The sequence below is a fragment of the Collimonas arenae genome (assembly GCF_000786695.1).
Classification (GTDB): Bacteria; Pseudomonadota; Gammaproteobacteria; order Burkholderiales; family Burkholderiaceae_D; genus Collimonas; species Collimonas arenae_A.
Map to the genome: position 1 here is coordinate 5,216,699 of NZ_CP009962.1, position 21,193 is coordinate 5,237,891.

The 21,193-nt window shown below is 58.4% G+C and carries 17 protein-coding genes and 1 pseudogene; 5 read left to right on the forward strand and 13 right to left on the reverse strand.

All coding sequences use genetic code 11. The features are described 5' to 3' along the window. Positions 1–90: 90 nt before the first annotated feature. Both LT85_RS23060 and LT85_RS23065 read left to right on the forward strand, forming a co-directional pair. On the forward strand, positions 91–1,719 hold the full coding sequence (locus tag LT85_RS23060; RefSeq protein WP_038493664.1) for an ABC transporter permease: 1,629 nt from the start codon (positions 91–93) through the stop codon (positions 1,717–1,719). Between the two features lie 105 nt (positions 1,720–1,824). Next, positions 1,825–3,345 (forward strand): B12-binding domain-containing radical SAM protein, encoded by a 1,521-nt coding sequence (locus LT85_RS23065; protein ID WP_038493667.1) that lies wholly within the window; start codon positions 1,825–1,827, stop codon positions 3,343–3,345. Here LT85_RS23065 and LT85_RS23070 read toward each other — a convergent pair. From LT85_RS23070 to LT85_RS23100, 7 genes are all read right to left on the reverse strand, one after another. After that, positions 3,334–3,579: a DUF3717 domain-containing protein gene (locus LT85_RS23070; RefSeq protein WP_038493670.1), complete on the reverse strand. Its 246-nt coding sequence runs from the start codon at positions 3,577–3,579 to the stop codon at positions 3,334–3,336. The genes LT85_RS23065 and LT85_RS23070 overlap by 12 nt on opposite strands. A gap of 53 nt (positions 3,580–3,632) precedes the next feature. Then, positions 3,633–4,025, reverse strand: a complete 393-nt coding sequence (gene rbsD / locus LT85_RS23075; RefSeq protein ID WP_038493673.1) for a D-ribose pyranase — start codon at positions 4,023–4,025, stop codon at positions 3,633–3,635. Position 4,026: 1 nt separating this feature from the next. Next, complete coding sequence (gene rbsK, locus LT85_RS23080) at positions 4,027–4,941, reverse strand: ribokinase (RefSeq protein ID WP_038493676.1); 915 nt, start codon at positions 4,939–4,941, stop codon at positions 4,027–4,029. 52 nt (positions 4,942–4,993) lie between these two features. Then, positions 4,994–5,983 (reverse strand): LacI family DNA-binding transcriptional regulator, encoded by a 990-nt coding sequence (locus tag LT85_RS23085; RefSeq protein WP_038493679.1) that lies wholly within the window; start codon positions 5,981–5,983, stop codon positions 4,994–4,996. A gap of 45 nt (positions 5,984–6,028) precedes the next feature. Then, positions 6,029–6,994, reverse strand: a complete 966-nt coding sequence (locus LT85_RS23090) for an ABC transporter permease (RefSeq protein WP_038497264.1) — start codon at positions 6,992–6,994, stop codon at positions 6,029–6,031. A 37-nt stretch (positions 6,995–7,031) separates the two neighbouring features. Beyond that, positions 7,032–8,642 (reverse strand): sugar ABC transporter ATP-binding protein, encoded by a 1,611-nt coding sequence (locus LT85_RS23095; protein WP_052135411.1) that lies wholly within the window; start codon positions 8,640–8,642, stop codon positions 7,032–7,034. A gap of 110 nt (positions 8,643–8,752) precedes the next feature. Then, a complete protein-coding gene (locus LT85_RS23100; protein ID WP_038493682.1) occupies positions 8,753–9,709 on the reverse strand; it encodes a sugar ABC transporter substrate-binding protein in 957 nt (318 codons plus the stop codon). Between the two features lie 301 nt (positions 9,710–10,010). Between LT85_RS23100 and LT85_RS23105 the strand changes: the two are divergent. After that, positions 10,011–11,107 (forward strand): annotated as a pseudogene (locus tag LT85_RS23105) (nucleoside hydrolase). Here the strand turns inward: LT85_RS23105 and LT85_RS23110 are convergent. The 5 genes from LT85_RS23110 to LT85_RS23135 all read right to left on the reverse strand — a co-directional run bounded on the left by LT85_RS23110 (position 11,108) and on the right by LT85_RS23135 (position 18,415). Then, positions 11,108–12,322, reverse strand: coding sequence for a pyridoxal phosphate-dependent aminotransferase (locus LT85_RS23110; protein WP_038493685.1), 1,215 nt, complete (start codon positions 12,320–12,322; stop codon positions 11,108–11,110). Between the two features lie 188 nt (positions 12,323–12,510). Beyond that, positions 12,511–15,156 (reverse strand): DNA topoisomerase III, encoded by a 2,646-nt coding sequence (locus LT85_RS23115; RefSeq protein ID WP_038493688.1) that lies wholly within the window; start codon positions 15,154–15,156, stop codon positions 12,511–12,513. 290 nt (positions 15,157–15,446) lie between these two features. Further along, positions 15,447–15,926 (reverse strand): DUF494 family protein, encoded by a 480-nt coding sequence (locus LT85_RS23125; protein ID WP_038493694.1) that lies wholly within the window; start codon positions 15,924–15,926, stop codon positions 15,447–15,449. Between the two features lie 183 nt (positions 15,927–16,109). After that, the gene (dprA, locus tag LT85_RS23130) at positions 16,110–17,243 is read right to left on the reverse strand and encodes a DNA-processing protein DprA (RefSeq protein ID WP_437177278.1); all 1,134 of its coding nucleotides are present in this window, start codon (positions 17,241–17,243) and stop codon (positions 16,110–16,112) included. 98 nt (positions 17,244–17,341) lie between these two features. Beyond that, on the reverse strand, positions 17,342–18,415 hold the full coding sequence (locus tag LT85_RS23135) for a LysM peptidoglycan-binding domain-containing protein (protein WP_038493701.1): 1,074 nt from the start codon (positions 18,413–18,415) through the stop codon (positions 17,342–17,344). 249 nt (positions 18,416–18,664) lie between these two features. Between LT85_RS23135 and def the strand changes: the two genes are divergently transcribed. Continuing rightward, positions 18,665–19,195, forward strand: coding sequence for a peptide deformylase (gene def / locus LT85_RS23140; protein ID WP_038493704.1), 531 nt, complete (start codon positions 18,665–18,667; stop codon positions 19,193–19,195). Between the two features lie 118 nt (positions 19,196–19,313). After that, a complete protein-coding gene (gene fmt, locus LT85_RS23145; protein ID WP_038493706.1) occupies positions 19,314–20,267 on the forward strand; it encodes a methionyl-tRNA formyltransferase in 954 nt (317 codons plus the stop codon). Positions 20,268–20,270: 3 nt separating this feature from the next. Here the strand turns inward: fmt and LT85_RS23150 are convergent, their stop codons facing one another. Beyond that, positions 20,271–21,122 (reverse strand): D-hexose-6-phosphate mutarotase, encoded by an 852-nt coding sequence (locus LT85_RS23150; RefSeq protein ID WP_038497269.1) that lies wholly within the window; start codon positions 21,120–21,122, stop codon positions 20,271–20,273. Positions 21,123–21,193 lie beyond the last annotated feature (71 nt).

Consider the following 21,193-nt stretch of genomic DNA (forward strand, 5'->3'; position numbering starts at 1 on the left):
CCCGTGGCGAAGGTTCAAGTCGAAGGGTGGTCATCAATCCCCTAGTTTAACGCACTCCATTTCGCTTACTGCCATTCTCCAAAACCAAACATGCCACTTATAGGTTTAATCGCGCTGCTGATCGCCCTTCCCATCCTTGGCATCATCGGCGCCTGGCTGCAGCTGGACGCCCACGCCATCGACACCCTGTCGCAGCAGATGCAGACCGTATTGCCGGGCTACCTGGCCACGTCGGCGTGGCTGGCGATCGCAGTCACTGCCGGCGTCGTGATCGTCGGCGCGGCCACTGCGGTCACGGTCAGCCTGTTCGAATTTCGCGGCCGCCGTTTTTTCCAGTGGGCGCTGTTGTTGCCGATGGCGATGCCGGCCTATGTCTCAGCCTACGCCTATACCGATTTCCTGCAATACAGTGGGTTGCTGCAAAGCAGTTTGCGCGAGTTCATTCCCGGCTTGCGGCTACCGGAAATCCGCAGCCTGCCGGGCGCAATTTTTCTGTTCATTTTTACGCTCTACCCTTACACCTACCTGTTGGCGCGCAATGCCTTGAACGAACGCGGCGTTCATTTGATGGAAGCCGCGCGCTTGCTCGGCACGCCGCTGGCTGCACGTATCCGCAGAGTAGCGCTACCGCTGGCACGGCCCGCCCTGATGGCTGGCGCTGCGCTGGCTCTGATGGAAACGCTGGCCGACTATGGCGTAGGCGCTTACTTCGGCCTGACCACTTTCACTACCGGCATTTACAAAGCGTGGCTGGTGATGGACGACCGCATCGCCGCGGCGCAACTGGCTTCCGTGCTGCTGGCCATCGTTGCGCTGTTGCTATGGGTTGAACGCAAGGGCCAGCAACGGCTGCGCTTTTCCAGCGTGCGCGGACAGCGCAGCGATACTTCGGAAACCCGGCTGACACCACTACGCGGCGGCCGGCGTCTGCTGGCTTGGTTGATCTGCGGCCTGCCTGTCTTGCTTGGCTTCGTGCTGCCGGTGTTGATTTTGCTGCGCCTGATGTGGCGCGAATTCCTGCATCAGGAAAGCGATCCTTATCTCAACGCAGGCTTCGACTTGCTGCGCTACGCCGGCTGGGCCTGGAACAGCTTCCGCTTTGGCAGCATCGCCGCACTGCTGGCAGTTGCGGTGGCGCTGGCGCTTTGTTATGTACAGCGGGCGCGCAATCTGCCGCCATTGAAACTGTGGCTGCTGCGGCTGGCCACCCGCATGGCCAGCATGGGTTATGCGATACCTGGCTCGGTGATTGCCATCGGTATCCTGCTGCCACTGGCCTGGCTGCAAGCCGTGGCGCCGCAAAACAACGTCGGCATCCTGGTGACGGCCACATCGTTCGGCATCCTGTACGCCTATCTGGTGCGCTTTAGCGCAGTTGCCGTGCAATCGGTTGAAGCCGGCTATGCCCGTATCCCGGCGACGCTGGATGAAGCCGCCCGCACGCTCGGCAGCGGCGGCTGGCGCATTGCCCGCATCCTGCATGCGCCGCTGCTGTGGCGTTCGATGGCGACGGCGTTCCTGATGGTTTTCGTAGATGTCGTGAAAGAACTGCCGGCGACGCTTTTGCTACGGCCATTTAATACCGATACGCTGGCAGTCATCGCCCATAATCTGGCGCGCGATGAGCGGTTGGGCGAAGCGGCGCTGCCGGCCTTGACGATTGTGGCCGTGGGTTTGATTCCGGTGCTGCTGGTAACCAGAGCCTTGGGTAAACGTTGAAGATTGCCAATTTGGAAACTCCCTTAAAAAACAGGGCTAAACGGGCGCAGGGCGTAAAATGGCGCATCCTGCAATGTCTGCCGCCAATCTTTCCGCTAGCCACACATGACCATCCTGCTGTCCACGCTCAACGCCCGTTATTCCCACGCCTCGCTCGGCTTACGCTATCTGCAGGCCAACATGGGAGATTTGCGCGACGCGACGCAGCTGCATGAATTCGTTATCGGCGCAAAGACCACCGATATCGTCGAAAAACTGCTGGCGCACAAGGCGAGCGAAGGCACCACCATCGTCGGCTTCGGCGTGTATATCTGGAATATCGAGGAAACCACCAAGGTAGTGGCGATGCTGAAGCGGGTGGCGCCGGAGATGGTGATCGTGCTGGGCGGACCTGAAGTTTCCTACGAATCGGCCGAACAGCAGATCGTCCAGCTGGCCGATTACCTGGTGACCGGCTGGGGCGATGTGACCTTGCCGCAGCTGTGCCGGCAAATCCTGCGCGGGCCTAAGCCGCTGATGAAGGTCCATGTCGGCGTGCAGCCGCCGATGGCTGACATCACCCTGCCCTACAGCCTGTATAGCGACCACGACATCGCGCACCGCACCCTGTACGTGGAAGCCTCCCGTGGCTGTCCGTTCAAATGCGAGTTCTGTTTGTCGGCGCTGGACAAGACTGCGTGGCCGTTCGCGCTCGACAATTTCCTGGCGGAGATGGAGTCGTTGCATGCGCGCGGCGCGCGCCTGTTCAAGTTCGTCGACCGTACCTTCAACCTGAACGTCAAGACCAGCCTCAAGATCCTGCAATTCTTTCTCGACAAACTGGCCGCCAATCCTGACGATCCGGTGTTTGCCCACTTTGAACTGGTGCCGGATCATTTGCCAGATGCGCTGAAAGATGCGATCACGCAATTTCCTCCGGGCGCGCTGCAATTCGAAATCGGCATCCAGAGTTTCAATCCGGAAGTTCAGGCGCTCGTCAGCCGCAAACAGAACAATGAGAAGGCAGCGGAAAATATCCGCTGGCTGATACAGTCGTCGCAAGCCCACCTGCACGTCGATCTGATCGCCGGCTTGCCGGGAGAGGACGTCGAGAGCTTCGCCCGCGGTTTCGACCGGCTGGTGGCGTTGCAGCCGCACGAAATCCAGTTTGGCATTCTCAAACGCCTGCGCGGCACGCCCATCATCCGCCATACCGAGCCGTTCGGCCTGATCTTCGATCCGCACCCGCCCTACACCATCCTCGCCACCAACAAGATCGACTTTCCGACCATGCAGCGTTTGCAACGCTTTTCGCGCTACTGGGATCTGGTCGCCAACTCGGGCCGCTTTGCCCACACTTTGCCGATCCTGCTGGGCGAGACGCCGTTCAACAGCTTCATGGCGTTTTCCGATTGGCTATACGGTAAAACCGACGCCACCCATCGTATCGCGCTGGACCGGCTGGCGGGACTTGTCGGACAGTGGTTGCGCCTGCAGGGAATGACGGAGAGCGCAGTGAATGCCGTGCTCAGCACAGACTACGCGGGCAAGCCGGCTAAGCAGCCTGATGTGCAGCAACTAATGATAAAGAAAGAAACGGATGCCGCCGTGGCGCCGAAACGCCAGGCACGGCATCTAGCCCACTGATCGGGTAGTGGCGTTAAGGTCCAGCATGTGCTGACGCCAGGCGGCAATCAGCTGCTGCGCCATGCTATCCATCGAGGCTAGCGCAACGTTGCTGCTGTGGTTGATGATCATCATGGCGTAGACGTTGGCCAGCGCGTTAACCTCAGGCGACAAGGCGCACTCTTCTCCTACCGCAGGCCGTTGCAGACGCCAGTAATTGATGGCTTGTTCCAGTTCGGGCAATGAGATATTCATGGCTTTATTGTACCTGCTGCCGGCAGCTTGACGGCCACGCCATTCAACTATTGTTAAAAAACTACGCCGGCAACCAGGATGATGTTGGCATACGGCGTGAACTCGCCGGTACGGATAACCGCTTTGGCGGTATGCGTCATGCGCTTGAAATCGGCGTGCGATAAGGTCCGCTTGTCAGCCACGCCGAGGGCGTCGATCTGCTGCGCCAGTTGCGGGCTATGCAACGGCAATTCGTCGGCCAGCACATGGTGCTCGACCTGCATTTCCGTCAGTACCGTTTGCAAGGTCACCATGAAACCAGGCACGCCACGCGTCAGCGCCAGGTCGATCAGCGGTACGCCCGGCGGCGCCGGCAGACCGGCATCGCCGATCACGATGCTGTCGCCATGGCCAAGCGATGCAATCAATTGCGACAAGGCGATATTGAGCAATGGATTTTTCTTCATCTCAAGCCTCCAGTTCGCGACGATAAGGAATCGAAGTCTGGGCGCCGATGCGCGCCACACTAATCGCTGCGGCACGCTGGCCGAAGGCGATTGCATCGGCTTCGCTGCGGCCTTCCGCCAGCGCTGCGACGAAGCCGCCGATGAAGGTATCGCCAGCGGCGGTAGTGTCGATTGCCTGGGTCGGCTGTGCCGCAAAATGTTCTGAAGTTGACGCCAGCGCCGCATACACACCCTTGGAGCCGAGCGTCACCAGCACGTTGGCGCTGCCATTTGCTCGCAATTTCGCCACTGCGACGTCGATGGCAGCGTCGCTGTCGAGACTGGCTTCAGGCAGGCCCGCCAGCATGGCGGCTTCGATTTCATTTGGAATCAGATAATCCACTTGTGCCAGCAGATCGGCCGGCAAGGCCTGCGCCGGCGCCGGATTCAGCACCACGGTCTTACCCAGTTCATGCGCCAGTTTGATCGCATGGCGAACGGTGGCAAGCGGCGTTTCCAGCTGCAAGACGACGATGCGCGCCTGTTCGATCAAAGCACGTGCGGCGTCGATATGTGCCGGGCTTAGCGCATCATTGGCGCCGGCCGCCAGCACAATGCTGTTTTGTCCGCTGGCATCGACCATGATCGACGCCACGCCGGAGGCCATGCCGCTCATTGTCGCGACATGCGCGTCATCGATGCCATCCTTGCGCAAGGCGGCGCGCAGCTCAGCTCCAAAGGCGTCATCGCCGAGGCAGGCAATCATGCCGACCTTGGCGCTGTCGCCGCTGAGGCGTGCGCATGCCACCGCCTGGTTGGCGCCCTTGCCGCCGGGAATGGTACGGAACTGGCCGCCGGACAAGGTTTCGCCTGGGTGCGGCATACGCGGCACGCGCAACACCAGGTCCATATTGATACTGCCGATGATGACGATCATATGTGTCTTAAGAATAAAGATTGCAAAAAGGAATAACGAAAAATCCGCGTACTCAACTGACCACGGTCGAACCGCGGATATGCAATTCCGGCGCGATGGTCTGTCGCTGCAAAGGCCGGTCAGGACTGGCGATCCGCTCCAGCAGACATTGCGCGGTGAGCTGCCCGAGCCGGCGCGTATTCTGGGCGACGCTGGTCAAGGTCGGATGCACGAACTGCGCCAGGTCAATATCGTCGAAGCCCACCACTGCGAGCGTTTGCGGCACGGCAATGCCGCGCTCCGCAGCGGCACGCAGGGCGCCGATCGCCATCAAATCATTACAACAGAAAATCGCGTCCGGCGTCTGCGAGGCCAGCAAGCTGCGCGCCGCCAGATAGCCGCCGGCGCTGGTGAAATCGGCATACACCAGCATGTCGTCCGGCAACGCGATGCCGGCGCTATACATGGTCTGGCGCAAGCCTGCGATCCGCTCGCGGGAAATATCGATGTCTGCCGGGCCGCCAATGCAAGCGATGCGACGCCGCCCCAGGCTCAGCAGATGCTCCGCCGCCAAGGCACCGCCGGCAGCATTGTCTACAGCCACCAGATCGATGCCCATATCCTTCGGCGCGCGGTCCAGCAGCACCGTCGGCACTTTCATCTTGCGCAGCAGCTCGCCGTCGGTCTGCGCCAATGTCGCCACGATCAAGCCGTCGCAGCGCTTGGTCAACAGCACGTTCAGGTAATCGCGCTGCTTGGCCGGGTCGTCGTCGGAATTGCACAGGATGACGCTGTAGCCGGCGGCGTAGCAACTGTCTTCAATACCGCGCGCCACTTCCGAAAAATACGGATTGGTGTTGTTCGGAATGATCAGGCCGATACTGCCGGTAGTCTTGCTGCGCAGCGAGCGCGCCAGTGCGCTCGGCACATAGGCCAGCGACTCGGCCGCCTCCAGTACGCGGGCGCGAGCGTCGACGCTGACGGGACGGGTCTGGTTGAGGACATGCGACACCGTGGTGTACGACACCCCGGCTTTACGCGCTACATCCTTGATGGTTGCCATATTATTTACTCGATGCCAGTTTGCGGAGCGGTAATGTAGTGGGTTTTAATGCGTTGAACGCTCGCCACGGCGTCGATATGTATCCAGCACCACCGCAGCCACAATCACCAGCCCGGTGACGATCCGTTTCATCGGTTCGCTGACGCCGACTTGCGCCAGGCCTGCTTCCAGCACCGAGATAATCAGCACGCCGATAAAAGTGCTGATGACCGAACCACGCCCGCCCATCAGGCTGGTGCCGCCGATAACCACAGCTGCAATCACTTGCAATTCAAGACCAACGCCGCCGTTCGGATCGGCTGCTTCCAGCCGCGATACCTGGAACAACGCGCCGACGCCGGCAAGCAAGCCCATCAAGGCAAACACCAGCACCTTGCTTGGACGCGGATTGATGCCGGCAAGGCGCACCGCTTCTTCATTGGTGCCGATGCCGATCCAGTGACGCCCCAGCACGGTCTTGGTCAATACCAGATGGCCGACGATGACGATGATGATGGCAGACAGGAAGGCCGGCGACATGCCGAACAGGATCGGCGAGCTGATGCCGTCGACCGCGCTGCCGATGTATTCAGTACGCGAATTGGTGACTTGGTACGCCAGGCCGCGCGCCATTTCCAGCACGCCCAGCGAAACGATGAACGATGGAATCCGCCAGCCGACTGAAATCAGTCCGGTCACCATGCCGCACAGGCTAGCCACCAGCACGCCCAGCAAAGCCGCGCCGAACAAAGGCCAGCCCCAGCGCACCATCGCCATCGACAAGACCGATGCCGCCAGCGCCATGACCGAACCGACCGAGAGATCGATGCCGCCGATGATCAGCACGAACGTCATGCCGACCGCCATGACCACCAGCGTCGGAATATCGTTGGACAGGGTAGTGAACGTCCCCATGGTAAGAAAATTTTCGCTGAGAACGGAGAACAGCACGCACATGGCGATCAATGCGCCGATCAGGCCCAGGTAGTTCTTGAGGCCGGACATGCTTCGGGTAAGAGAATTAGTTGTCATGATGTTGGATAAATTGTTTTCGGCGGACGCTCTGGATTCAGGCGGCTTGCGCGGTGCTTGGGTTTGCCGGAGCGCCGCTGTTGCCGGCGCCGTTGCCATTCATGTAACCGCTGAATGCCGAGGCCAGAATCGTTTCCTGGCTCCAGTTGCCACGTTCGAAAGTATCGACCAGCTTGCCTGCGCTCATCACCGCAATACGATCGCAAATCAGCATCAGTTCACGCAGGTCGCTGGAAACGATCAGCAAGCCTTTGCCTTGCCGCGACAATTCGGCCAGCAGCTTGTAGATGTCGAATTTGGCGCCGATATCGATGCCGCGAGTGGGTTCGTCGAACAGCATGATCGGACAATCGCGATACAACCAGCGGGCAATCACCACCTTCTGCTGGTTGCCGCCGGACAGTTCACCGGCTGCCTGCGTGCCGTCGCGCGAACGGATCCGCAAACGCTTGATATAGTCGTCGGCAACCGCGGCTTCAGCCTCCACATCAAGTACGCCGTACTTGCTGACATCCGTGAGCTTGGCCAGCGTGGTGTTGAGGCCGATCGATTGCGACAGCAGCAAACCCTGGCTCTTGCGATCCTCGGTGATCATGGCGATGCCGGCGGCGACAGCGTCTTTCGGCGATGAAATCCTGGCTGGCTCGCCTTGATCGCCGATGAATACCTCGCCTTGGTCGGCACGGTCAGCGCCAAAAATCAGGCGCAACAATTCGGTGCGGCCAGAACCGATCAAACCAGCGATGCCGAGGATTTCACCGGCGCGCAAGTCGAAGGAAGTCGGCGCCACCGCTTTGCCGCGGCCCAGATCACGTACCCGCAACATGGGCGCGCCGATGGTGCGATGACCGAGATCCAGTTCCGCTTCAGCGGCGCGGCCGACCATCAATTGCACCAGTGCGTCGGTGCTGTAACCGGAAATCGGATCGTCGCACACCAGCTGGCCGTCGCGCAGCACGGCGATGCGGTCGGCAACCCGTTTCAGCTCTTCCAGCCGATGCGAAATATAGATGATGGCGACGCCTTCCGACTGCAGCCGCGCAATCTGGGTGAACAGCAGTTCCACTTCGCGGCTGGTCAGCATGGCGGTCGGTTCATCCAGCACCAGCAGACGGCAGTGACCGATCAGGTTGCGGGCAATCTCCACCATTTGCTGATGGCCGACGCCCAGTTCGCCAACGGGCGTCCAGGGATCGAGATCGGTCAGGCCTACCGCGGCCATCTGGATCCGCGTGGCTTCCGCCAGCTTGGGCTTGTCGATCCAGCCGAAACGATGCGGCAACTGGTTCAGGAACAGGTTTTCGGCAATGCTGAGCGTAGGAATCAGGTTCAGTTCCTGCATCACCATGCGGATACCGAGATGCTCGGCTTCCTTACGCGAAGCCGGCGAATAGGGTTGACCGTCCAGCAGCATGCTGCCGGTGGTTGCCTCCACCAGGCCGCAAACGATCTTCGACAATGTGCTTTTGCCAGCGCCGTTTTCGCCGGTCAGGGCCAGAATCTGGCCCGGGCTGATGCTGATCGAGACGTCGCTCAATACCGGTTCGACGTAGGTCTTGCCAATTCCGGTCAAGCTTAACAACAGGGGAACTGCGGGGGCAGCGGTGCGCGCGTCGGACTGATGCGCGGCATTGAATTCATTGGACATTCCGTCCTCCACCAATGGCATAACTGGTTGCGGACAGGGCAGCCGCCGCGCCTAAAGCGCGGCGGCAACTTAACCATGTGCCGCAGTGAGGTTGATTACTTGCAGGTTGATTATTTGCTGTCTTTGGTCACCAGCGCGACCTTGGTTTCAACCGTGCCGCCCAGGCTCGACTGCGCCTTCTTGTCGGTGATCGCCTTCAACACCGTTTCGATACCGAACACGGCTTGTTGCGAAGCATACTGGTCGGCTGTCGCCAGTACGCGGCCGTCTTTCAGCATCGGTTTGATGGCGTTGATGTTGTCATAGCCGACCACCAGCACTTTACCGGTCTTGCCAGCTGCCTTGACGGCGGCGACAGCGCCGAGGGCCATGTTGTCGTTGCCGGCCAACAATGCCTTGACGTCAGGATGCGCGTTCAGGATCGCAGCGGCAACCTTGTTGCCCGGATCCATTTCCCACTGGCCGGATTGCACTGCGACCACATTGGCGCCTGCAGTCTTCATGGCGTCCTGGAAGCCCAGCGTACGTTGCTGCGCATTGAAAGTAGTTGATACGCCTTCGATGATGGCAACCTTGTCGCCGCTCTTGATTTGCTTGGCCAGGTAGTCGCCCACCAGTTTGGCGCCCAAGCGGTTATCCGGACCGACGAATGGCACGGTGATGCCCTTTTCCTTCAGCGCGGCGTCATCCAGCTTGTTGTCGATGTTCACCACGATGATGCCGGCGTCGATCGCTTTCTTGATGACCGGCACCAGCGCCTTGGAATCGGCAGGCGCAATCACCAGGCCGTTGACCTTGGAGACAATCATCTGTTCGACGATCTTGATCTGGTTCGAGGTATCGGTTTCGTCCTTGATGCCGTTGGCGATCAGGTCATATTGCGCAGCGTGCGCCTTCTGGTGTTCCTTGGCGCCGTTTTCCATGGTGAGGAAAAATTCATTGGCGAGCGACTTCATCACCAGCGCAACCTTTGGCTTGGCGGCAGTTTGCGCCATCGCCGGCAGGGAAGGCAGGGCACAAACCAGAATAGTGGCAGCAATCAGCTTGAGGCGGATACGGGTATTCATCAAAAGTCTCCTGAAAGTCGTTATTGAAATTTTTGCAAATAAGTTCATGCCCAATGGCATATCCGTTCGGATCGGCATGCCATCATTAAGCGCGCAAACGTTTGCGCGTTTTGATGATAGCACCAGAACAGGCAAAAAAAAAGGAGCAAAAAATTACCCCAAAGAACTTCTTATCTGAGTTATAAGAAAGCTGCCTGAAAGATAGCTTGCGGCAAAATCGGCGTCCATCCGCGTCAGGATGCGCTGCTGACGCGGAATTACCCGATGGAAGCGGGAGACGGGAGTAAGGAAAATATTTGCCATTCTGGCATGTGCATGCTATTTGACCGGGCGCCACCGTGCGCCGTCTCCGGCCAGCCCTGAGAAAATCATTATCGGCACCGACTACAGCGCCATGGGCGACGATGGCCAGCTCGGGGTGATGGCGGCGCAATTGCAGGCGCAAGGTGCGATTGAGGTGTTGGGCATTACCGCCGTTTCCGGCAACCCATGGTTAAATCAAGGCGTCGCCAACGCTTTAAAAGCGATGGAAAGGCTGGGCGTCGGCTCCCGCATTGGCATCTACGCTGGCGCCAACACACCGCTCACGCATGATCTGCAGACGGTGCAGGGAGAATTGGCCAAATTTCCCGGCGGCGACGGTTATCTCGGCGCATGGAATACACCGGAACCGCGCTCTGAGCTGGATCTCAAGGCACCGCCCGACGGCTTTGCGCAAAATACGGTTTTGCGGCGTGAAAGTGCGGTTGTCTTCATCGTCGACGCCGTCAAGCAACATCCGCACGAAGTGACCATACTGGCGGTTGGCCCGCTCACCAATATTGCATTGGCTGTACTGCAGCATCCCAAAATCGTGCCGTTGATCAAACAGATCATCTACGTGGGCGGTGCAATCGCGGTCCCCGGCAACACCACCGCCAACGCCGAGTTCAGCTGCTGGTTCGATCCTGACGCGGCGCAGATCGTCTTGCGCCAGCCGATTCCGCAGGTGATGATTCCGCTCGATGTCGCCAGCTCCGTGATCATGGATAAAAAACGTATGACCGTATCGCCTACGATCCGGTAAAGCAAACCATCGTCACCAGGTTGCTCAAGCAATTCAACAGCGATGGTTACGACGGCAAATCCGGCTTCGAAACCGATCCGGGATACGCCGCCAACACCCTGACCATCGCGTATTTACTGGACCCGCGTTATGCCGTCGAAACGATGGACGCCTGGGTCGATGTCGACGTCAGTTTCGGCGTCAACGACGGCCGTACCCTGGTGTATCTCAAGAAGCCGCCGCCAATATTGAAAAGGAAGCTGCACATCGTCAAACGCTTCGACAATGCACGCCTTTTTGCACTGTATGTCGATCTCATGACGCGGCCGGTGCCGGTAAAACCGGAAGGCTGATCAGGCAGACAGGAAACGTTGCAATCTTTGCACACCATCCTCCAGACGCTCCAGCGAACTGGCAAAACACCAGCGCACATAGCCCTCGCCTTCCGCGCCAAAGGCATTGCCCGGAGCCAGCCCGAGACCGGCGTCGCGCACAAGTTGCTTGCACAGCGCCAGACTGTCGCTGACACCGTCGACACGGAAAAACAAATACATCGCACCTTTCGGCCGCGGCGCGGTAATACCCGGCAGAGCATTCAAACTCTCATAGAGATAATCTCGCGCCTGGCGATAGCGGGCCACGGTGTTGTCGATAATTTCGTCGCCGCGTTCGATGGCGACAACGCCGGCGCGCTGCACAAACCCTGGCGCGCAAGACGTGTTGTATTCGATCAGTTTGCCGATATCTGTCATCAGCGCCGGCGGCGCCACTAGCCAGCCGAGCCGCCAGCCGGTCATCAACCAGGATTTGGAAAAACTGTTGGATGAAATCACCCGGTCGTCGGCATCGGCGATATCGAGGAACGAAGGCGCACATGGATGCGCTTCCGCTTGTTCGCTCGATTGTTCGTTCGAATTTTCGTTCGAATTTTCGTTGTATACCAGCCGCTCATACACGTCATCGGCAACGATCCAGATTCCGTGCCGGCGGCAATGCGCCAGCACGGCCTCCTGTTGCACGCGCGGCATGACCCAGCCTGTAGGATTGTTGGGCGAATTGAGCAGCACTGCGCGGGTATCCGGGGTCAAGGCATCCAGCAACTGTTGCAAGTCCAGCTCCCAGGTCTGGCCGAACTGCAAAGACACCCGTACGACTTCGGCGCCGAGTATTTTCGGGATTTCGCTGACGTTTGGCCACAGCGGCGTCACAGCCACTACCCGGTCGCCGGGACTGATGATCATCTGCGCCAGCACCATCAACGCAGAGACGCCGGATGAAGTCACAGCCACCCTGCTGGCGTCTAGTGGTTGATGTAGCGCGGACAAGTACTTGGCGATCGCCTCGCGTAATGGAGGAATACCGTAGTTGTGGGTGTAAAACGTGTCGCCGTCGTCCAGTGCGGCCTTGGCGGCATCGCGGATAAAACCTGGCGTGACCTGATCCGGCTCGCCGAACCAGAACGGCAGCACATCGTCGCGGCCAATGCCGACATTGGCAACTTCGCGGATGCGCGAAGCACCCAGTTCACGTACGACAGCACGAGCAACGGCGGGGTGATCCAGAGACATGGCGATATCCGGTTAGCAGGAGTGAATTGCGATGCCGGCAACGCAGGCCGGCATCAGCGTAGCTTGTCAGGCAGTTTAGCCGAAAGTACGATGGCTGGTGGCATGGCAAAATCACCAAGCCAGTATGGCAATAGCTTGAGACGAAAAAAAGCCGCTCAACGAGCGGCTTTTCTGGTGCACCCCGGCGCTTAGGCTGCCTTGCGTTTGGCGACCACTCTTTTAGGAGCTGCCGCTTTCGCCGCTGGTTTCTTGGCCGCAGGCTTTTTCGCTGCCGGTTTCTTTGCAGCCGCCTTGACTTCGGCCGCACCGTCTTCCGATTCAACCGCTGCCGCTTTGGCCTTCCCCTTGGCAGGAGCCTTGGCTTTGCGCTCTTCAAACTCGAAGCTCACCTTGCCATCCTTGCCCTTGACCAAAAAGGCCTTGAACGGACGGCGGGTGCGTTGCGAGATGAAGCCCGGCAGCAAATCGGTCTTGCCATCGTTGAGCAGCTTGACCATTTGTTCCGGCAGGATTTCCTGCTGGAGAATGATGCGGCCGCTGCGGAAATCGCAAGCCTTCGGTTTGGCCACGGCTTTTTCGCAAACGTAGGCCAGGCCCATTTCATACACGCCGCTGGCGCATTTAGGGCATGGGCCCAAGGCGGTCTGGCCGGTGAAGTCGACGCCTTCGCCGTCTTCACTTTCATCGTTCTGGCCGAAATCGAATTCCAGCTTGAAGTTCTTGATCTCTTCATCGCGGCTGATTTTCAGGATCGCGGCAAACGGCCGACCCATCTTCGAGCGGAAACCCTGCAGCGGACCAATGGTGCGATTGGTCAGCAATTCTTCGACTTCCGGAATTTCAAACTGACGACTACCCGGCGTCTTGCTCATCGAGAATTCGCACTTGGTGCAGGCGAAGCGGCGATAATTTTCCTTGACCACGCTGCCGCAATTCGGGCACGGCGCCAGCAAGGTAGCGTAGTCGCCCGGGATCGTATCGTTGTCGTATTCTTTGGCGCGCTTGACGATGATCTGGGTCAGCTGCGCGATTTCACGCATGAATTCTTCACGGCTGATGGTGCCGCGTTCGATCTGCGACAGCTTGTGTTCCCACTCGCCGGTCAGTTCAGGTTCTGTCAGTTCATCGACGCCGAGACCGTGCAACAAGGTCATCAGCTGGAACGCCTTGGCGGTCGGGATCATTTCCCGGCCTTCGCGCAGCAGGTATTTTTCGTTCAGCAAACCTTCAATGATCGCAGCGCGCGTTGCCGGCGTGCCAAGGCCCTTGCCAGCCATCGCTTCGCGCAGATCACCGTCGTCCAAGAGCTTGCCGGCGCCTTCCATGGCCGACAGCAGGGTTGCTTCCGTATAACGCGCGGGCGGCTTGGTCACCAGGCCGTTGGCGGTAATCTTGTCGGTTTTGACCTTCTCATCCTTGGCCACGGCAACCAGCGTGCCGCTATTTTCCGTGTCCTTCTCGTCCGCGGCTTCCTTGCCGTAGATGGCCAGCCAGCCCGGATTGGTCATGACCTTGCCCTCAGTCTTGAACTGATGGCCGGAGACTTCCGTGTAGCGGGTGGTGACCTGGAACTCGGCTGCCGGGAAAAACACCGCCATGAAACGGCGCGTCACCAGGTCGTACAGTTTTTGTTCCGGCTCCGACAGATTCTTCGGCGCCTGCGGAGTCGGGATGATCGCAAAGTGATCGCTGATCTTGGTGTTGTCGAAGATCCGCTTGTTCGGCTTGACCCACCCCTTGTTCAGGATCTGGGCAGCGAACTGCTGGTAATTATTGTTCTCAGAAACCGTTTCCAATGTCTGCTTGACTGTGTTCAGGTAGTCTTCCGGCAAGTGGCGCGAATCGGTACGCGGGTAAGTCAGCACCTTGTGCTTTTCGTACAGCGCTTGCGCCAGGCCGAGGGTATTCTTGGCGGAGAAGCCGAAGCGCGAGTTGGCTTCGCGCTGCAAACTGGTCAGGTCGAACAGCGCCGGCGCCATCGAAGTAGTCGGTTTGGATTCTTCACGCACCGAACCCAGCTTGCCACGGCAGGCGGCGACGATGGATTCCGCCGCGGCCTTGCTCCACAGGCGCTCGGCCCGCTTTTCCGGATCGGTTTCGTCCTTCTTGTGCGCGGTATCGAGCCAACGGCCTTCGTAGATGCCTGCGGCGCAGACAAAATCTGCGCGCACTTCCCAGAAATCGCGCGGCACGAACTTCTTGATCTTCTCTTCACGGTCGACCACGATCGACAGCGTGGGTGTCTGCACCCGGCCGACGGTAGTCAGATAGAAGCCGCCTTCTTTCGAATTGAACGCAGTCATGGCGCGCGTGCCGTTGATACCGATCAGCCAATCCGCTTCGCTGCGGCAGCGGGCGGCATCGGCCAGCGGCAGCATGTCCGCGTCGTCACGCAAATGCGCAAAACCGTCGCGTATCGCGCCCGGCGTCATCGATTGCAGCCACAACCGCTTGATCGGCTGCTTGGCTTTGGTATGTTGCGCGATCAGACGGAAAATCAGCTCGCCTTCCCGCCCGGCGTCACATGCGTTGATCAGGGACGTGACATCTTTGCGCTTGATCAGCTTGTTGAGCACCTTGAGACGCGACTCGGTCTTGGCGATCGGGTTCAGCGCGAAATGCGGCGGGATCATCGGCAGATGGGTGAAGGTCCATTTACCGCGTTTGACGTCGTATTCTTCAGGTACGGCGATTTCCAGCAGATGGCCAACGGCCGATGACAGGACGTATTCGTCGGATTCAAAGTACTCATCGTGCTTGGTGAAGCCGCCGAGCGTCTTCGCGATATCGTTCGCGACAGAAGGTTTCTCGGCAATGATGAGGGTCTTGCTCATAGTGTTGTCTCGACAGTAGCGCGCTATGTTTCAGCGCATTTTTTTGCTTTTGCTCGCCATGGCTTGGTCTTGGGCCATCACGGCAATTCGGAATTTTTGGTTGCTTGAGAGAAATTCTCTCATTAATATACCAGTCGCACCAGACGATTTCTCTGTCAACTCCCTGGCTGACATCAAAATTGCGTTGCGGTTAGCAATTATTGCGGCCAATGATAAGCGGGTTGTTGGGAAAGTCGCAAGCGGGGCAGACTGTAGTCTTGCCAGCATACGTCAGATGGCGCTTGGTGCGGCTAATGCAAGAGACGTGGTTCAGGATCCTCGTCTTCGTCGAGAAACAGCTCGTCGAACATCAGACCGTCCGGTTCCTTACCCTGGCTCCATAGCACCATCAGCACGATCACCTTGAGTTTGTCGAGCGGAACCGGGGTCTCGCTGACGGTCAGTGCGCGCTCGATCACAATCTCGCGTTGCACCGGATTGAGCATCTTGGCCGACTCCAGGAACTGGATAAACCCGATCGCAGCGATCCCCAGCACGTCAATTTCCTGCTGGGCGTAGATGCGGATGCCAAAAGAAAAAGAAGTTTGCTGCGGATACTTGTCAGCGAATTCGTGGTTGGCTTCGGCCAGATCGGTCAGCCAGCCAAGCGCTTTGGTGATTTCGTCTTCTTCAAAACCGATCGCCGACAGCTTCTTGACCAAGGCCTCCGGTTCAGGGCAGGCATCGGGCCGGTAATAAGTTTCATACAGATAAACAAGGACTTCAAACATGGTTCTACTGTATCGCTAAGGTAAGGGTATGACAAGTAAAGTGCAACGCAGCCGAGAAATGCATTTCAACAATGTTGCAGCTTCGAGCGCCAGTATACGTATATTAGTATCGCAGGATTTAGGTAAAGCTGCCTGAAATGACGGAATGCCCCTCAAATACCGTTCAGATGCAGTATGGCAAGATCAATCGATACGCCGGTATAAGCCGCCGGGTAAGACTTCGATCAGGCCCGCCAGCTCCAGTTCAAGCAACTGGCCGTTCAGGCTGGCCGCGTCGCTCTCGCAGCGCGCCGCCAGGACATCGAAACTGATCGGATCATACCCGAGTTGCCGCAACAGCCTTTGATTGTCGTCGGCCATGGCGGCAATATCTTCATCGGCTTCCCCTGCGATCTGCGCCTCGTTGTTAGCCGCGCCGCCGCCCGCATGTACTGCTGCGGTCCGGTGGAAAGTACCCAATTCTTCCAGAATATCCTGCGCCGATTCCACCAGCTTGGCGCCTTGCTTGATCAGTTGATGGCATCCCTTCGACAGCGGCGAATGGATAGAGCCAGGGATCGCAAAGACATCCCGTCCCTGTTCGGCAGCCATCCTGGCGGTAATCAGCGAACCGGACTGTGCTGCCGCCTCCACCACCAGCACGCCCCGCGCCAGGCCGGAAACGATGCGATTGCGGCGCGGGAAGTTGGCCGCTATGCCTGGCATGCCCAGTGGGTACTCGCTGACAATGCAACCCGCTTCAGCGATCTGATGCGCCAGCCCGCGATTGCGCGCCGGGTAGACAATGTCGGCGCCCGTTCCGATCACGGCTATCGTGCTGCCGGACTCAGGATAGCCCGCGGCGCCACGCAAAGCGCCATGATGGGCAGCGGCATCGATCCCTAAAGCCAGGCCTGAAATGATGGTCAGGCCACGCTGGCTGAGGATTTCGGCAAAGCGGTCGGCGTTGGCGATACCTTGCGCGGTCGCATTGCGGCTCCCGACCACCGCCATCGCCGGTCGTACCAGCAATTCGGCGCGGCCCTTCACATACAGCATCAGCGGCGGGTCGGCGATATCCAGCAACGCTTGCGGATAAGCGACGTCAGCCAGAGTAATGAGTTGGTTGGCTGAATGCTGCAGCCATTCCAGGGTGCGGTCGATGAGCGCCTGGGTGGCGTCCGATGGCGGCGCCAGCAAAGCATAGGCGACGCGCTCAGGCACCACTTTGTGCAAGGCAGAAAAAGAAGCGGAAAAGATGTTCTCGGGTAAACCGAAGGCCGCCAGCAACCGGCGCCCTGTTTCGGCGCCGACACCGGCAGTCTGTTCGAGACGCAACCACGCTGCCAGTTCATCGGCATCGGTTGCTGCCGGATGGTGGCTTAGACCGGCGCCACCATCGTCATGGAGATTATCGTTATTAACAGCAAAAACCTTTATTGAGGCGATCTGGCGATGTCGCCGATATCGACCGTATTTTGGACTTCCATGATCAGGCCATACGAAATATGGTTGAACACGCGGAAGATGAACAGGGTACCGTATTGTTCGTCCGGCAGCTTGACCTTCTTGTTGTGATCCGCAGGATCTTTGATTGTGGAACCCAAACGCGACAGCTGCAGCACGGTGCCGACATCGATATTGTCAGCCTTGCCCTGATTGATCGTCGCGATCTGGTTCTGCGCCGCCGTTGCCACGCCACCGTAAATGGAGACGATACGGGCGTCGACATTACCGGCCGGCGCATGCGGCACATAATTCAAAATCGGCTCGACCGGACGCGGAATGATGCGGTCGCCGACCTGCATTTCTTCTTTAGTGTCGACTACGCTGAAAGTTGCGGCCTCATCCGGCGTGCTGCCCCGGCGCTCCAGCTTCAGGGTGCCCAGAAACAGCGCTTCATTGGCGATCACCTTGCCGGTTACCGGATCCTTGAGCGGGTTGCCGGGACGAAATACCTGGAACGTGGTCGCATCGGCAAGGTCGCCGCGCACATAGGCTTTATCGCCCTTGCCCAAATTCACATGGCCTTCCTGCACGGCCACGATATGCGGCGCCGTTTTCAGGTCGTCGCCTTCGATGATCAGCGGTTGCGACAGGAAAGGGCCGATCTTGTCTGTGGAAATAGAGGAGATGGCGTCACGGCCGATACCTTGCACCCGTGTTTGCGGTGACAATTTAACCACGCCCGGCTCGCCGCTGGTTGCGTTACCCAGGCGCAGACGGCCGCTGGCGCGGTCGAAATACACGATCTGGCCCGGATAGATCCAGTGCGGATTATGAATCTGGTCCTGATTCAGGCCCCACACCTGCGGCCAGCACCATGGATGCTGCAAGAACTGACCGGAAATTCCCCACAGCGTATCGCCACGCACTACCACGTGCTGATCCGGGGCATTCGGCAAAAACTCGCAACGCATGGGCTTGACTGCCTGCGCATAGGCCATGCTGGAAATGCCAAATCCGGTGCATAAAGCAAGAAGGAGTGCAGCTGTGCTAAACTTTTTCATATTGTTTCCGGTGAATACTGCGTTAAATTGGCGCCTACATCGCAGGAGCCCGTCGGTCTCAGGGGATCAAAGCGTAAGCTGATCTTCCCAAGCCCGGCAGGCTCCTACTGGTTCGTCGCCATGGCATTTGATCTAGGTAAAGTAAAAGAAAGCAAAAAACTTGCCATAGTGAATCAAATTTTGCCCATAAACGATTGAACTAGCAAGAGAAAACCCCTTCCAAACCGCCTAATTGTTACGCATTCAAGCATGTCCTTATTAAATATTCTCCGTTATCCCGACGTCCGCCTGCACAAAATTGCCAAGCCAGTGACAGTTTTTGACAGTCGGTTAAAAAAATTGATCGCCGACATGGCCGAAACCATGTACGAAGCGCCCGGCGTCGGCCTGGCCGCTTCGCAAGTCGACGTGCACGAACAACTGGTGGTAATCGACACCTCCGATAGCGGCACCGATCTGCGAGTGTTCATCAATCCGCAAATTCTCTGGGCCAGCGAAGAAAAACAGATTTACGACGAAGGCTGCCTGTCGGTGCCTGGCGTCTACGATGGCGTCGAACGCCCTGCGCGGGTGAAAGTACGCGCGCTGGATGCTGACGGCAATCCGTTCGAAGTCGACGCCGATGGTTTGCTGGCGGTTTGCATCCAGCATGAAATGGATCACTTGCAAGGCAAGGTATTCGTTGAATACTTGTCACCGTTGAAGCGCAACCGGATCAAGGCCAAGATGATCAAGGAAGAACGCGAGCTCAAACGCGACAAGCAATACGGCACCAGATAAGTATCTTTTCCATGTTGCGGGACAAATTGCAAGAAGCGCCTCGATGCGGATCTTGCAGTTTGTCCCGTAGTCATTTTGGCCACCACCCAATCCAGTCTCATCCAGCTAAATTGCATCCATGAAAATCATCTTCGCCGGAACCCCCGAATTCGCCGCCGTGGCGCTCAAGGCCTTGCACGACGCCGGCCATCAGATCGTCCTGGCGCTGACCCAGCCGGATCGCCCAGCCGGCCGCGGCATGCAGTTGCATGCGTCGCCGGTCAAGCAATTCGCACTCGATCATCAGATACCGGTTGCGCAGCCGGTATCGCTGCGGCTGGATGGTAAATATCCGGAGGTCGCCAAAGAAGCCCATGAATTATTGCAGACCACGCCACACGACATCATGGTAGTAGCCGCCTACGGACTGATCCTGCCGCTCAGCGTCCTGAACATTCCGCCGCGCGGCTGCCTCAACATCCACGGCTCGCTGCTGCCGCGCTGGCGCGGGGCCGCGCCTATCCATCGCGCGATCGAAGCCGGCGACAGCGAGACCGGCATCACCATCATGCAAATGGATCAAGGCTTGGATACGGGCGCCATGCTGTTGATCGAAAAACTGGCGATCAGCACCGACGACACCACCGGCAGCCTGCATGACAAGATGGCCGCGCTCGGCGGTGAAATGATTGTAGAAGCGCTACGCCGGCTTGAGCATGATGCTTTGCCAGCCACACCACAGCCGGAACAGGGCGTCACCTACGCCGCCAAGATCAGCAAGGAAGAAGCAGCGCTAGACTTCACGCAGCCGGCCGAAGTGCTGGAACGCAAGATACGTGCGTTCAATCCCTTCCCTGCCGCTTCTGCGTCATTCGCCGGCGTTACCTTGAAATTGTGGCAAGCACAGGTGGTTGCGGCTACCGGTGCGCATGTACCGGGAACCATCATCAGTGCCGATCCGCAGGATGGCGTGGTGGTGGCTTGCAGTAGCGGCGCTCTGCGAATTACCGAACTACAGAAACCGGGCGGCAAGCGATTGCCGGTGGCCGAATTTTTGAAGGCGTTTCCTATGCAGGGCGGCAAATTCGATTAGGTCTCAACCGATCGAGAGACATTCCAGATGCTGCGATCCGCGCCAGATCGCCTTCGGCGTCAGCGTGACCGGATGCTGGATCGTTGCCGCTTCAACGCAAACAAAATGCTGATAAGAATCCAGCATCAGATCGGCGATTTTTGCACAACCGTTTTCCCAGGGGTTCCACACCACTGCATCGACAAACCCGGTCTGGCTGGCGATCACGCTGTGTTTGTGGTCGCTCAGGGTAATTGGCTTATCCACTGAAAAATAAACCCTGTCGACTTCTTCCTTGATATGCAACACATCTTGATCCGCACGCTTGATTCGCCGACCATCCACAGAATCGCGATACTCATTACCGGCCAGGCCGTATATTGCGGTCTCCGCAAGTAGCGTACTCAGGTAAGTATGCAAAGCACAGGTAAAGTCAAAAGGCTGATCGCCGTTATTAGTCACGATCAGTTCGGTATTCAACGCCTGGCCAGAAAATTCAATGCGCAGTTCCAGCGAGAATGCGTGCGGAAATACGCGCCGGGTTTCTTCCGAATCACTAAGGGCTAGCCGAAGCAGACCGCTGCCATCTATCTGCGTGGACGTCTCCAGCAATGTCCACAAACTGAGACGTGCGAAGCCATGCTTTGGCAGCGGTCCTTCGCTGGCGAATTGCGGAAAGATCACCGGTACGCCGCCGCGAATGGCGCTGTCGCTGCGCCATGCATTCAGCGGGCTCATGAACAACCGTTCGACGCCATCCGGCGTTCGCCAGGAGCATACGTGGCCACCGTGCAATGTCACTTGCACCTGTGCGCCATCGGCGGATGCAACCGTGACGAATTGATTGGTCGGCTGCAGATTTTCTGAAGTTGGCAAAGTCTTGTCTCCCGTGGCTATCCGCATATTATGCGCCCGGCTTCAGCAAATCTGAAGGCGGGCGGAGATTT